Here is a 14,548-nt window from a genome sequence, read left to right as displayed (position 1 = left end):
ATGAAAGAGTCATAGTTTTTTTCTATGGATATGGATACTTTTTTGATATTACGTAATACCCCCGTTTCCATGTTATTATTTATAGTAAAATAAATGGAAAGGATTTTCCCCATATGAAAACATCTGTTATTGGCTACCCAAGAGTGGGAGCCTTAAGGGAGTTAAAATTTGCATCTGAAAAATACTTTAAAAAAGAACTATCCGCAGATGAATTGCAGGCAACGGCAAGAAATCTACGAAATACACATTGGAACACACAAAAGAATCACAGGACCGACTTTATTCCAAGTAACGATTTTTCTTTTTATGACACGGTTCTTGACACTGCAGTTCTGTTAAATGCGGTTCCGGCCCGATACCGCAATCTGGCACTGCCGCCTCTTGATACATATTTTGCCATGGCAAGAGGTTACCAAGGCCCAAATGGTGATGTAAAAGCCCTTGCCATGAAAAAATGGTTTAATACAAACTATCATTACATGGTTCCGGAAATTGATGATAATACAGAAATACGGCTTGAAGGAAATAAGCCATTTGACGAGTTTGAAGAGGCGGGAACACTGGGAATTAAAACTAAGCCTGTTTTGATTGGAGCATTTACCTTTTTGAAACTGGCAAGGTTTACCGGCGAAAAACGCGAAAAAGATTTTACAGATGCCGTCATATGGGCTTACTTACAGATCCTCACAAAGTTTAGTGAAATGGGGGCTGAATGGCTGCAATTTGATGAACCATGGCTTGTACACGATCTTACTGATGAAGACATTCTCTTATTTAAACAGCTTTACAGCGCCATCCTTTCTGTAAAAGGAACAGTAAAGGTGCTTTTGCAAACGTATTTTGATGATATACGTGATTGTTATCAGGAAATTATAGAAATGGATTTTGATGGGATCGGAATGGATTTTATTGAGGGCAGGAAATCCCTGGAGCTTGTAAAGACAAACGGGTTCCCCTCCGGTAAAATGCTGTTTGCTGGTATCGTAAACGGCAAGAACATCTGGAAAAATGACTATAGGAAATCTTTTGATATTATTTCTGAACTGCAAAAACACTGCAGCCATGTTGTCCTTGGAACATCCTGCTCGCTTTTACATGTTCCCTATACCTTGGAGAATGAAACAAAACTGCCAGAGCAGCAAAAGGGCTATTTTTCATTTGCCGCAGAAAAACTTGGGGAACTCAGAGAATTAAAAGAAATCTGCTTATCTCAAAACCCTTTAGAAACAGAGGAGTTCAGGAGAAACGTCAATCTATTAAGGGAAGACAGAAATTGCACCAATGAGAAAGTGCAGCAAAGAGTATGGAAAATTGAGGAAAGTAAATTTACGCGGCTTCCGGAGTTTTCAGCTCGTGAAGCGATTCAACAAAAGAAGTTTGATCTTCCATGTTTTCCCACCACAACAATTGGCTCTTTTCCGCAAACAGCCGAGGTAAAGGCCAACCGTACTGCCTTCCGAAAAGGCAACATTACAGAAACACAATACCGGGATTTTGTTAAGGAAAAAATCTTTGAATGCGTCAAGGTACAGGAGGAAATCGGACTGGATGTCCTGGTACACGGTGAGTTTGAACGCAATGATATGGTGGAATATTTTGGTGAATGCCTGGATGGGTATTTATTTACAGAGAAAGGGTGGGTGCAGTCCTACGGTACCCGCTGTGTAAAACCTCCGGTCATTTGGGGCGATATTTCCAGGGAAAAGCCCATGACTGTTGAATGGTCTGTTTACGCCCAAAGCCTTACCAAAAAGCCCATGAAGGGCATGCTCACAGGGCCGGTTACAATACTGAACTGGTCCTTCCCCAGGGAGGATATTTCACTGAAAGAAATCGCGTACCAAATCGCGCTGGCTATTGGTGATGAAGTGCTTGACCTGGAATCAAACGGCATCAGAATCATTCAGATTGATGAAGCAGCTCTTAGGGAAAAGCTCCCTTTAAGAAAATCCGACTGGGACAGCGAATATCTGGCTTGGGCAATTCCTGCCTTTCGCTTGGTACACAGCGGTGTAAAACCTGAAACGCAAATCCATACCCATATGTGCTACAGTGAATTTACGGATATTATTCCTGCCATTGACAATATGGACGCTGACGTGATTACCTTTGAGGCGTCCCGTTCGGATTTGATGATCCTGGATTCCCTGAAAGAAAATCATTTCAAAACAGAGGTTGGCCCCGGCGTTTACGATATTCATTCGCCAAGAGTCCCGTCTGTGGAGGAAATAGAATCAGCTCTCCATGAGATGCTCAAAAAACTGCCAAAAGAAAAGTTATGGGTAAATCCGGATTGCGGACTAAAAACACGGCAATATGCAGAGACAAAATCCAGTCTTGAACATATGGTTCAAGCAGCAAGGCGGTTAAGAAATGAAATTATCTAACATCTTAAAAAGTCAGGTAACGCTTTCCTTTGAGATTTTTCCGCCGAAAAGAACCGGCTCCATTCAGACAATTTACGATACCCTTGACGCATTGCATGAACTAAGCCCCGACTTTATCAGCGTAACCTATGGAGCAGGGGGCAGCGGTAACGGTCAGGCTACCTGTGAAATAGCATCCACAATTAAGAATCAATACAAAATTGAAAGTTTAGCCCATTTACCTTGTGTTGGCTTAAGGAAAGAAGATGTGCTTACTCAGTTGGAAAATTTCAAGGAAAACGGTATTGAAAACATCCTTGCCCTTCGGGGAGATATTCTAGATCCCAAACTGCCCAAAGGGGACTTTACCTATGCCAGCGATATGATTGCGTTTATTAAGGAACATGGGGATTTTGACATAACAGCAGCCTGCTACCCGGAAGGTCATACAGAATCAAAGAATCTCATTGAAGACATCCAGAATTTAAAGAAAAAGGTGGATTCAGGCGCAAGTCAGTTAATTACGCAGCTTTTCTTTCATAATGACTATTTTTATAGATTTCAGGAGCGTTGTTCCCTTGGGGGAATCCATGTTCCCATTGAAGCTGGCATTATGCCTGTCGTTAATAAAAAGCAGATCGAGCGCATGGTATCCCTTTGCCACGTAGAACTTCCTCCAAAATTTATCACAATGATGAACCGGTACGAAAATAATCCGGAGGCAATGCGTGACGCAGGCATTGCTTATGCAATTGATCAAATTGTTGATCTGGTTGTGCAGGGTGTCAATGGCATTCATCTTTATACAATGAATAACCCTTACATCGCTGCAAAAATATATGAAGCGGTTCACCGGCTGATTGCAGAGTAATAAAACAAAGACTTCATTGGGATGCAGTGAAGTCTTTGTTTTTCCTATTTCAGGGACGCTGCAGCAGAATCATTACACTCCCAAGGCTATTTACTTGTCCGGCTTATTATAAAATCTTAAATTCCTCTTCCTGGTTTAAAACAGTTCTTACGTCTTTTTTCATTTGGTTTATTTTAATCCGTTTCAATGAATTCATAAATTCCAAAAGGAAATCTATCTTATTTTTCATCCCCTGAATTTCCATCTCTACATTTCCGTTCTCAAGGTTCTTTATCCAGCCGGTTAATCCCAATCTTAATGCCAGCAGTTCAATTTCCAGGCGAAAACCAACGCGCTGCACTCTTCCCGAAAAAACCATATGATACCGTATGATTTTATCTGGTTTGAATTCCGGAATATCAGCTCTTTTCACCTGCTCAATGACATAATTATTCCTGATTTGTTTAAACATCTTTTTAATTTTCATCTTTAACCTCAAAAAATTCAATTTTATAAACAAAATATATTATAATTCCTGGGGTTATCCACAGCAGGCTGCCAATTTTCAACTATTTTTTAACAAAGGATAATCTGCCTGCCCTCCATATCCCTTCAAAGGCGTTGATGAGTGGAAAAGAAATAGTGAAAAAGCTCTATAGAATGTTTTTAGTAAGACGAAAAATGATTTCTACAAAATGACGTACCTGAAAAAAACAGCCTTATTTATTCTGTAAAAAGCATCTGCCCCGGCTGACCATCCATGAGATCAGCCGGGGCAGGCTTTAAAGCACAGGTCTTAAACCTTTACCTGTACCCGTTTGGATTTCCGGACTGCCATCTCCAGGAATCCTCACACATTTCATCAATTCCCCTGGTCGCTTCCCAGCCAAGTTCCTCCTTTGCCAGGGCTGCCTCCGCATAACATTCTGCAATGTCCCCTAGGCGGCGTGGTTTAATGGAATATGGAATAGGTTTCCCGCATGCCTTTGAAAACGCCTGGATCATCTGAAGGACGCTAAAGCCCTGGCCGGTTCCCAGATTATAAATGCGGACTTCAGGCTCTGAGGAGGCAATTTTTTCAAGGGCTTTTACATGTCCAACGGCTAAATCCACCACATGAATGTAATCACGTACCCCGGTACCGTCAGGCGTGTCATAATCGTCTCCAAATACGCCCACTTCTTTTAACTTGCCCACAGCTACCTGGGTGATGTAGGGAGTCAGGTTATTGGGAATTCCCGCAGGATCCTCCCCGATCAGACCGCTCTTATGAGCGCCTACCGGATTAAAGTAGCGCAGAAGGATCACGCTCCACTCCGGATCTGCGGTATGAAGGTCCGTAAGAATCTGTTCCAGCATGCTCTTTGTCTGTCCATAGGGGTTGGTGATCTCTCCCTTTGGGCAATCCTCGGTAATGGGTACAAAGGCCGGATCGCCATACACGGTGGCCGAGGAGCTGAATATGATGTTCTTTACATTATGCCCTCTCATTACATCGCACAAGATCAGAGTTCCGGTGATGTTATTGTGATAATATTCCAAAGGCTTTGCAACCGATTCTCCCACGGCTTTTAATCCGGCAAAATGGATGACAGCATCAATCACCTCATTATCAAATATCTCCTCTAATGCATTACGGTCTAAAAGGTCTGCCTCATAAAAAGTCACCGTTTTTCCGGTAATGGCTTCTACCCGCTCCAAGGACACCTTAGAGGAATTACAAAGGTTATCCACTACCACAACTTCATGTCCCTGTTCCAAAAGCTCGATACATGTATGGCTGCCGATATATCCGGCGCCTCCGGTTACCAGTATTCTCATGCTCTCTCCTCTTTCCTATTTATACTTTGAATACGAATGGATCAAGCGGAAGCGCTTGCACTTCCATTTGACCCCCAAATACAAGAGTAAAACATTTATTTTTCACTCCTGCTGACAATTTGTTCCATTTCTTCCCACTTCTTCTCCATGTCGGCCACAAGTGCAAACTGGGTCCTGGTCCTATCCAGATTGTGATTTTCCCTGCTTGTATGGAAATAGGTGTCTCCCTGAAGGAAATCCGTTAAAAAGCGCACGCCGCACTCAAAGGTCATGAGCTTTGCCCCCATAGGAAGCATCTTCTTTTCATCCGGTGTCAGACTTCCCTTGCACCCCTCCAAATACCCTTTGGTATAGGTCTCAAACAGGGGCAGGGATAAGGTTACCTTACTCACATCAGGCTCATCCTCCTCTGCCGTATTGGCTCCGAAGCGGATAGAATCCCCAAAATCAAAGATAGACAGGCCAGGCATAATGGTATCAAGGTCAATGATGCACAGTGCTTCTCCGGTTGCATCATCGATCATGATGTTATTAAGCTTGGTATCGTTGTGGGTAACACAGAGAGGGAGCCTGCCATCCTTTAACATGTCCATGGCAACGGACGCCTCCTCTTCCCGGTCAAGGACGAACTTTATTTCCTCCTCTACCAGATGTGCGCGTCCGCAGGCATCGGCCTTCACAGCCGCTTTAAAGGCTTCCAGACGCACCGGGGTGTTGTGGAAATTAAGTATGGTTTCTGCCAGCTCATCGGCCGGATATTCCGCCAGTTGGCGTTTAAACCGCCCAAAGGCCTTGCCGCTCTGATAAAAATCCTCCGGATTTCTCACCTTATCATAGGTGGTGGCCCTTTCAATAAAGAGGTAGCCTCTCCAGTAATTCCCGTCGCTGTCCTGGCAGTAATCTTTCCCGTCCCTGGCCTTTATGATATTAAGCGTCTCCCTGGCCGGATCTCCTCCCTGGGCCTGGATCCGCTCCCTCAGGAAGGAAGTAACACCTGCAATGTTCCTCATAAGGGAAACCGGGTCCTTAAAGACCTCATGGTTGATCCTCTGGATGATGTAGTGTTTTTCCCCTTCTCCTATCTTGCAGATCAGGCGAAAGGTATCATTTATATGGCCGCTTCCATAGCGCTTCCAGGAAACCGGCTCCCCCTCAAAGGCCAGAAGTCCAATGGCCTCTTTTATTTTTCCGCACTGTGCGTCTCCCATCACTTTTCCTCCCATAGCTTTTCCGGATACAGGCCGGCTTCTTTCAGTCCTTTGATGGCACTCACTACTGTCTCTTTATCTTCCTTGTAAGTGACTCCGTACCAGCGGTCCACACTCTTTAATACAGAAACCTCTGCCCTGCCTTCCTTTAACAGCTCATCCACCACAAAGGGAAGGAAGTATTCACATTTCACCGGATTTTTCGGAAGCTCCCTGTCTAAAAATGCGGCAAACCGTTCCTCAAGCTCCTTTAATACGCTGTTTGTAAAGCCCCACATATTCATGGAAACGATGGTGTCCTCTCCCAGCTCGGTCCAGGTTTTCCCGTCGTCCTCGGTAAATTCCGCCTTGGCGCCGTGTTTTTCGATCCTGGTCCGCTCGTGGATGTCAACAAGCTTTCCTGCTTCATCGGTGCTGCACACGCCTCTTGCCACATGGCCGTTTTCCGTCAGGGTGTTGTAAAGCTGGTAGCCCACCATGGTGTACTGGTACCTCTCCCCATCAGAAACCTTGTTAAGCTGGTTATAAATAGACACAAAGGCGCTTCTGCCGTAATAATCATCTGCATTAATGACTGCAAAGGGTCCGTCTACCACGTCCCTGCAGCATAAAACAGCATGGGCTGTTCCCCAGGGCTTTCCTCTTCCTTCCGGCACTTCATATCCTTCCGGAAGCATGTCAACCTCCTGATATACGTATTCCACCTGTACATGAGCCGCCATGCGGTCTCCGATGTTTTCCTTAAATTCTTTCTCAATGCCCTTTTTAATAATAAAGACAACCTTTTCAAATCCAGCATAAACCGCATCATAGATAGAGAAATCAATGATCTTGTTTCCATAGGCATCCACAGGGTCGATCTGCTTTAAGCCCCCGTAGCGGCTTCCCATGCCTGCTGCCATAATTACCAGAACCGGTTTCTTGTTCATCGCTGTTACCTCCTAATTTCTATTACCCCCAGTATAATGAATGGGAACCAAAAGATATTTGCACTATTTATTATTTAATTTGCATTATCGTACTCTTCTGGCTATTCTGCCATGGAATGTGCTATAATGATTGCTGTATAATCATTGTGGTGTTGGGTTCACCAAATGCCGCTATGGGGTGCTTGGTGAACTGCTTTTATGGTATCATGTGCAAAAGAGCACATGATCAACATTCGTCCTTCGCCTTAAGAGCAAGCTCTCAGACTCACTTGCACTCATGGTATACGGTCCATAACCACAATCACAGCTACCGAAAGGAGGTTTCCATGGCATATAAGAGTACCCTGCTGCGTTCCTCAGCCGTTGTAAAAAAAGTCATAGCCATCCATTACTTTGAATACATGAGCGATTTTTCCTTTCCAGGGGAAAGCCATGACTTCTGGGAGTTTGTCTGTGTTGATAAAGGAGTCATCGATGTAATGGCCGGTGAAAAGCGGATTCCGTTAAAGAGGGGAAACATTATCTTCCACAAGCCTGGAGAGTTCCACAATATACTGACCAACGGGACCATTGCCCCCAATCTGGTGGTGGTAAGCTTTGAGTGCAATTCGCCCTTTATGAAGGCATTTGAAGGAGAGGTCCTGTCCGTACAGGAGACGGAAATGGCTCTGCTGGCACAAATCATCATTGAGGCCAGGAATGCATTTTCAGAACGGCTTGACGACCCGTACCAGGAGGAACTGGTTCGAAGGCAGCCTCCCCTGTCCTTTGGCGCAGAGCAGCTCATCGGGAATTATCTGGAGGAGCTGATCATCCACCTTTACCGCAGGTATTTTTTAAATACGGAGCAGATCTCCACCGGGCGGATCACGGAAAGCCCCATGCACGGAGATGCCCATAACCGCATCGTCCGCTATATGGAGGAGCATATAGGAGAACACCTTACCATTGAAACCATCTGCCGGGATAATTTAACCGGACGGTCACAGCTTCAGAAAATTTTCCATAAGGCCTACGGCTGCGGGGTCATCGATTTTTTCTCCGGCATGAAGATCGACGCAGCCAAGCAGCTCATCCGCAGCAACCAGTTGAACTTTACTGAAATTGCGGACCGCTTAGGCTACAACTCCGTCCATTACTTTTCCAGACAGTTTAAAAAGCTGACCGGGATGACGCCGTCAGAATATGCCACCTCCATCCGTTCCCTTTCGGAAAAAGGTACGGAAAAACCTTAGCCCAGCAGCAGCCAGTCAGGGGAACATGCAGGCATGTTCCCCTGACTGGCTGCCCGCGCAAATAGGAAAAGGCGGGAATTTTCCCCGCCTAACCCACTTTTAATTTGAATTTTCTTACTTCATTCTCAGAATCCACTTTTTCGATCATGGCACCAAGGCCCTGAAGCTTTTCTTCAAAGCATTCATAGCCCCTCTGGATATATCCGATCTCCTCCACAACCGTATAACCGTCCGCAGCCAGTCCGGCAATCACCAGTGCCGCACCTGCACGAAGATCAGGAGCGTTGACAAACGCCCCGGTAAAGCCGCCTACGCCATCAATAACAGCTACATTTCCTTCCACCTTCACATTGGCTCCCATGCGGGATAACTCATCCACATAGCGGAAACGGTTCTCAAAAATGCTCTCTGTAACCACGCTGGTGCCTTTTGCAAGGGCCAGGGTCACCGTCATCTGAGGCTGCATGTCGGTTGGAAATCCCGGATAGGGAAGGGTCTTGATGTCCGTATGCCTCTGGTTGGATTTACCTACCACGCGGACTGCGTCATCAAACTCCACCACCTCGCATCCCATCTCCAGAAGCTTGGCAGTAATGGCCTCTAAGTGCTTTGGAATGACGTTTTTCACCATAACGTCTCCCTTGGTAATGGCAGCCGCACACATAAAGGTACCGGCTTCGATCTGGTCAGGGATGATGGAATACTCGGTTCCATGGAGCTTTCTCACTCCCCGGATGCGGATGGTATCCGTACCTGCTCCCTTGATATTAGCTCCCATGCTGTTTAAAAAGTTTGCCACGTCAACCACATGAGGCTCTTTTGCCACATTCTCCAGGATCGTCTGTCCCTCAGCAAGGGTCGCCGCCATCATAACGTTGATGGTAGCCCCAACGCTTACTACGTCCAGATAGATATGGCTTGCCACCAGGTCAATGGCATGGGCGATCACAGCCCCCCGTTCAATCCTTACATCGGCTCCAAGAGCGCGGAATCCCTTAAGGTGCTGGTCAATGGGTCTGCTTCCGATATTGCAGCCTCCCGGAAGCGGGACCTGAGCGCTTTTATATTTACCAAGCATGGCTCCGATAAAGTAATAGGAAGCCCTGATCTTACGGATGTAATCATCATCCACCAAAACCTCACGGATGGTCTTTCCATTGATGCGGACCGTATGCCTGTCGATCCGCTCTACTCTTGCACCAATCTCCTCTATCGCCTCAAGCAACACATTTATATCTCTGACATCAGGCAGATTATCAATCAGAACATCCTCATCCGTCATGATCGCTGCTGCTAAAATTCCCAAAGCGGCATTCTTTGCCCCACCGATGGTCACTTCACCCACCAAGGGATTTCCGCCTTTCATAATATACTGCTCCATTTCACACCTCTGATTATCAAGTTATCTATTACAAAATTCTTAAATTTTATCCATTAGCCTTTAATGATTATAACATATCTTACGAATTTGTAAAGAGAACGCACTTTCTTATTCCGTAAATACTCCGCAGACAAAGTCATTTCCCTGGCCTGCAAAGTATGCAGAGGCATCGTTTAAGCCCATCTTCTGGCTCTCTCCTGATACCGGATTATAGACAGTCACATTATAGGAATCATAGCCGGAAAGGAGTACATAACCGCCCTGAAGGTTATAGGCGGCCACCGGGCAGCCATGGCCGATGAAATACAATACCTGGTTTAAGGTACATCCTCTGGCATCCATCATAAGGACTCCATCCCCGTAAAAGCTGTTTGACTTAAATCCTTCCAGATTCCTTAAAAAGGCGGCTCCTGTTTTCAATGGCTCTTTCATGTTGCGGACCGGCGGACGGTTTACCCGGTTCCATACGATCTCCTGGTTCTTATCCGTCACAACTCCCATTTTATCATAGGCAAGAGCAAGGGCATTGGTAAAGCTGCGGCTGCTTCCAAGATAACGGCCTCCCCCATAAGCATAAAACCTGTTTTCCTGGGTTCTTCCATTGCTTCTTAATTCCACCACTTCCGTGGTTTCATAAGCCACCTTTTTAGGAACCGTGATCTTTACATCCCTGCTAGCCGTGTCTTTATCCAACTGGACAAAATAAAGCTTTCTCCGGTCCTCTGAGGCATACCAGCCAATGCCTTCCATCTCTCCGCCTGTAAGCTCCTGGTTGCAGACAATGGTATCCTGCCTGGAAGCCACATAGGACTGGTCTCCTGATTTAACCACCTGAGTTAAATGGATCCGGCTGGCATCCACGGACACATCCGCAATGTAAACATTCTCATTCTCATAATCCTTAACGATCTTTCCGCTTTGGTCCATGATCTCGATCCGGTACATGGGAGCATCCTTTGTTCTTCCGTTCTGCACCCACACATCGCCTTTCCGGGCGATTCCGTAAATGAAATCATCCCCAACAAATCCAAGGGGCCTGTAAATGTTATCCTCACCGCCGGTTATCTCCCTCTTTACTCCAGTATCCAGATCCATAAGGTGAACCACTCCGGCTCCATAAAGATCACTGCCTTCCTGCCATGCAAAACGGCGCGACCTGCTGCTGACCGCATATCCGCCTTCCACCAGGGAATCCGCCAGGACCATGTATTCATTGCTGTTTAAATCAATGCCGTAAACTGCCCGGTCCGCCATCAGATAAAGCATTCCGTTGGATCCCACATGGGCCAACTGGCTCATGTCTTCCTTCAGCATATCAAAGGACAGGGTCACAGGTGTGAAAAAACGTTCCGTGGTGGCATTGTCCTGACTGCTGTATTGATACATGGCAATCCCCAGGCCTCCCTCATGAATGCCCCGGTTCATATATCCATAAACCAGAAAATCCACATCTCCGTTATCCCTTACCGACAGGATCTTGATATCATGCTGGTTGTAGCTGCTGCGAAGCCCATCGTCTTCACCGCTTCGGAAAGAGAACACTTTTACCGCATGCTCCCTGCTCTGGTCAAAGGTCCATAGATCCCGGTTCACCACATAGGCCAGGAAGTCTCCTGACGGGCTTTTTGCGGTCCGTATTTCATCCTGGTTGGAAATGCCCAGCATAATCCGCTTTCCGGAAAACAGCCCCTTTTGGCCGGAAAATATCTGATTGGTATCCCGTTCAAAATCCATAAGGTAGATACGCCTGCTGTCCCATTTCATGGTAAAGCTGTCCTTCACCTCATACAACTCCTGAATGTCCCCTTCTCCGGTCCTGGACACCTCATAGTCCAACTGGACACTGCACATAATTCCGTTTAAATCCTTTAACGTCACCCTGATGTCTCCTACAGGCTTAATATCAAGCCCTCCCCACGTAAGCTGGGAAAAGCTGGAGCGGATGGTCACATGGCCAAGGGAGCTGTTGTCCTCTCCTTCACTGCTTTCCAGATAAGTGGTAAGCTGACGGGCCTGGTCATAATCAAAGGTTTTAGTGGTGAAATCCACTGCAAAATCAATCATATCCTTTGCATTGGTGCTGTCCGTCCACATGATACGGGTATAGTAAAACAGCTTCCCGTTCCCGGAGGTATCCAGGGACAGGATGAGTAAGTATTCCTTATCCTTTGTCAGAAGGTTCTGGATCGGAAGGGTTGCCGTGACGCCTTCTTCTCCCTGGTTCCATTTATCTATGGTTGTCCGTTCCACCAGACGTCCCAGATCCATGCTTCGAACCTCATATTCTATGCCCTGAATGCTGCCTTTATAATCCGATATCTGTATGTTCATGGACCGGTCGGGAGGAAGGACCGTAAGGGCTTCCCTGGAAACCGCCTGCTTCATATCCTGGGTATAACCATGAAGAAGGTTCACTTTTCTGCCGTACATATCCGAATATACCACGGGCAAGGATGCTTCATCCATGGAGGTATACACCATAATATCGCTTTTTTCCGTATTTTTCTGGTTCCACACAAAATAAACTGCGATTGCCGCAATAAAAACCGCAGATAAGATCCCTATTTTTTTTATCAATCGATTCATCCAAAACTTCCTCTGCTTCCGCATTTTTGTATACTAATGAATCAAAGGGATATGCAGGCATATCCGGCTGATTCATAAACAGGAGGTTGAAAGATCCATTTCTTTCAGCCTTATCTTCTTTATTGTATACAATAATATCCAAAACTACAATGAAAACTTTCTTAAACATTCGTTAAGCAGCACCTGGAACAACCGGTGCTGAAAGCCACATAAAAGCAGCTATCCTGCCAAGAATTGCTGAATAGCTGCTTTCCTTTTTTCCCTATTTGCAGAGTCCGCCGCGGCATCTTCTGCGATGCATCTCATTAAGAAGGAGTACATTGACGACACCATTTAACCAGCCGTCATTATACCGGGGGCCCCATGGTCCCCAAGGTCCCTTCTGTCCCGGCGGGCAACACGAGCCTCCAGGCGGGCCCCACGGCCGTCTTCGTCCTGGCGGTCCCCATGGTCCTCCCGGCGGGCCCCACGGTCCTCTTCGTCCCGGAGGCCCCCATGGCCCTCTCGGTCCCGGCGGGCCCCACGTGGACCCCCGATCCTGTGTCAGCATATCCGCTTCGTCTGTTTCGTCTGCCTCCCAGTCCGGAGTTTCCGTTCCCTCTACGTATGCCTGTTCTCCATCTTCTGTTTCCTCTGTCATTTCATCCGCAATGACACCATCCCTGTGTATCTGGTCGCATATGGAATCGCAAATCTGATTGATCATCATACGGTCCGGATATTCGTCATACATGGGACTGTTTTTATAATCCAGATGATCACACGCTGAAACTACATATTCCTGCAAACGTTTCATATGTCCCGGGTACATTCCCTGAAGATATTCCAAATCCTGTACGATGAGATCTTTTCTTTCCAAGGGACGCCCTGCAGCACTCCTGTCGCCATAAAGCATATATGGCTTTAACTCCTGATAGCTGTTTCCATAAGTATTATCCGGGTCAATCGGCACGGTGGTTATCACTCCCTGCTTTCTGCTTATACAACACCATAATATGCAAAAAAGATATAAAAAGTGCAGAATTCCCATGAAATGAAACACGGTTTTCTGATGGGCTGCCAATCAGAAAACCGTTTATTTTTATGATTCAATATGGAACAGACGCTCCGGATACACTTCTTCTGAAACCAGGTTCCTGATCGCCGCCGCAACAGCAGGCTTGTCCTCTTTATAGGTCACGCCAAACCACCGGTCCTTCGTTTCAAGGACCCTTACCTGGGCTTTTTGGGAATGGACAAGCTTATCAATGATTTTAGGAAGCAGATATTCTGTTTTCACATCCCCTTCCTTTATGCTGTCCAAAAACTCCGGAAATCCTCTCTCCAGTTCTTCAAGAAACGCAGGAGAAAGTCCCCACATATTCATGGAAACATTCTGGTTCAGAGGGATCACCACTGGTGTTCCTTCCTCGCTGCGGCCTTCCGCCCGGTCTTCCTGCCGCTGGATCTCATATGTTTCCGTTACCCCTATGAGTATCCCATTTTCATCCACCTGGCAAACACCACGGGTCACTCCCCCGTTCTCGCTTAAGGTGTTTCCCAGAATAAATCCTCCCATGCAGATATCAAAAGGCTTTGCTTCGGGATCCATCTCATTTACCAGATATTCATGGATCTTTAAAAAGCCTTCTTTTCCATAATAGTCATCCGCATTGATTACTGCAAAAGGTTCATGGATCACGTCTTTTGCACACAAAAGCGCCTGTCCGGTTCCCCATGGCTTGGTCCTGCCGTCCGGCTTTGTATAGCCTGTTGGAAGGTCATCAAGCTCCTGATAAGCGTACTCCACAGGAACGATCTTTTCGATCCTTTTACCAATGATTTCCTTAAAGTCCTGTTCTAAATCCTTTCTTATGATGAACACGACTTTGTCAAATCCGGCCTTCAGAGCATCATATATGGAATAGTCCATGATAATCTCACCGCTTGGTCCTACGGGTTCCAGTTGTTTGATTCCTCCTCCAAACCGGCTGCCAATGCCCGCCGCCATAATCACTAATGATGTCTTCTTCATAACATTATCTCCCTGTTTGTTTAATCTGCCTAATATTATATCACAAAAGAAAGGTTTAATCCATAGATACCGGATTATCCGAGGTCCCTCTTCTCATTTACAAAGATTCATTTATCATAGAAAAAGAGTGTTGCAAAAGCGAACTTTCAGAAATCGCT

General features: G+C 46.1%; 11 protein-coding genes. 3 read left to right on the top strand and 8 right to left on the bottom strand.

Going from position 1 to position 14,548, the window contains the following annotated elements:
• Window positions 1-113: 113 nt before the first annotated feature.
• Entirely contained in the window at window positions 114-2,387 is a 2,274-nt protein-coding gene (gene metE, locus ACYVD3_RS02745; RefSeq protein WP_460640972.1) for a 5-methyltetrahydropteroyltriglutamate--homocysteine S-methyltransferase, read from the top strand.
• The gene (gene metF / locus ACYVD3_RS02740) at window positions 2,374-3,237 is read left to right on the top strand and encodes a methylenetetrahydrofolate reductase [NAD(P)H] (protein WP_460640971.1); all 864 of its coding nucleotides are present in this window, start codon (window positions 2,374-2,376) and stop codon (window positions 3,235-3,237) included. The genes metE and metF overlap by 14 nt, the downstream gene beginning before the upstream one ends.
• Window positions 3,238-3,343: 106 nt before the next feature.
• Here the strand turns inward: metF and ACYVD3_RS02735 are convergent, their stop codons facing one another.
• From ACYVD3_RS02735 to ACYVD3_RS02720, 4 genes are all read right to left on the bottom strand, one after another.
• The gene (locus ACYVD3_RS02735; protein ID WP_460640970.1) at window positions 3,344-3,703 is read right to left on the bottom strand and encodes an acylphosphatase; all 360 of its coding nucleotides are present in this window, start codon (window positions 3,701-3,703) and stop codon (window positions 3,344-3,346) included.
• A 317-nt stretch (window positions 3,704-4,020) separates the two neighbouring features.
• Entirely contained in the window at window positions 4,021-5,037 is a 1,017-nt protein-coding gene (galE, locus tag ACYVD3_RS02730; protein ID WP_460640969.1) for a UDP-glucose 4-epimerase GalE, read from the bottom strand.
• A 95-nt stretch (window positions 5,038-5,132) separates the two neighbouring features.
• On the bottom strand, window positions 5,133-6,245 hold the full coding sequence (locus ACYVD3_RS02725; RefSeq protein ID WP_460640968.1) for a phosphotransferase enzyme family protein: 1,113 nt from the start codon (window positions 6,243-6,245) through the stop codon (window positions 5,133-5,135).
• The gene (locus ACYVD3_RS02720; RefSeq protein ID WP_460640967.1) at window positions 6,245-7,174 is read right to left on the bottom strand and encodes a nucleotidyltransferase family protein; all 930 of its coding nucleotides are present in this window, start codon (window positions 7,172-7,174) and stop codon (window positions 6,245-6,247) included. The genes ACYVD3_RS02725 and ACYVD3_RS02720 overlap by 1 nt, the downstream gene beginning before the upstream one ends.
• Before the next feature lie 326 nt (window positions 7,175-7,500).
• On the opposite strand from ACYVD3_RS02720, the gene ACYVD3_RS02715 reads away from it, so the two are divergent.
• Window positions 7,501-8,409 carry a helix-turn-helix domain-containing protein gene (locus ACYVD3_RS02715; protein ID WP_460640966.1) on the top strand — a complete coding sequence of 303 codons (909 nt, stop codon included), beginning with the start codon at window positions 7,501-7,503 and terminating at the stop codon, window positions 8,407-8,409.
• An 88-nt stretch (window positions 8,410-8,497) separates the two neighbouring features.
• On the opposite strand, the gene ACYVD3_RS02710 is transcribed toward ACYVD3_RS02715, so the two are convergent.
• The 4 genes from ACYVD3_RS02710 to ACYVD3_RS02695 all read right to left on the bottom strand — a co-directional run bounded on the left by ACYVD3_RS02710 (window position 8,498) and on the right by ACYVD3_RS02695 (window position 14,390).
• Window positions 8,498-9,790 (bottom strand): UDP-N-acetylglucosamine 1-carboxyvinyltransferase, encoded by a 1,293-nt coding sequence (locus ACYVD3_RS02710; protein ID WP_460640965.1) that lies wholly within the window; start codon window positions 9,788-9,790, stop codon window positions 8,498-8,500.
• Between the two features lie 108 nt (window positions 9,791-9,898).
• Window positions 9,899-12,376: a hypothetical protein gene (locus ACYVD3_RS02705; RefSeq protein ID WP_460640964.1), complete on the bottom strand. Its 2,478-nt coding sequence runs from the start codon at window positions 12,374-12,376 to the stop codon at window positions 9,899-9,901.
• Between the two features lie 262 nt (window positions 12,377-12,638).
• Window positions 12,639-13,340: a hypothetical protein gene (locus tag ACYVD3_RS02700; protein ID WP_460640963.1), complete on the bottom strand. Its 702-nt coding sequence runs from the start codon at window positions 13,338-13,340 to the stop codon at window positions 12,639-12,641.
• Window positions 13,341-13,457: 117 nt separating this feature from the next.
• Window positions 13,458-14,390, bottom strand: a complete 933-nt coding sequence (locus tag ACYVD3_RS02695; RefSeq protein WP_460640962.1) for a sugar phosphate nucleotidyltransferase — start codon at window positions 14,388-14,390, stop codon at window positions 13,458-13,460.
• Between the last annotated feature and the right edge of the window lie 158 nt (window positions 14,391-14,548).

Source organism: Lacrimispora brassicae, from assembly GCF_054772055.1.
This window is presented reverse-complemented; position numbering and strand designations above follow the sequence as displayed.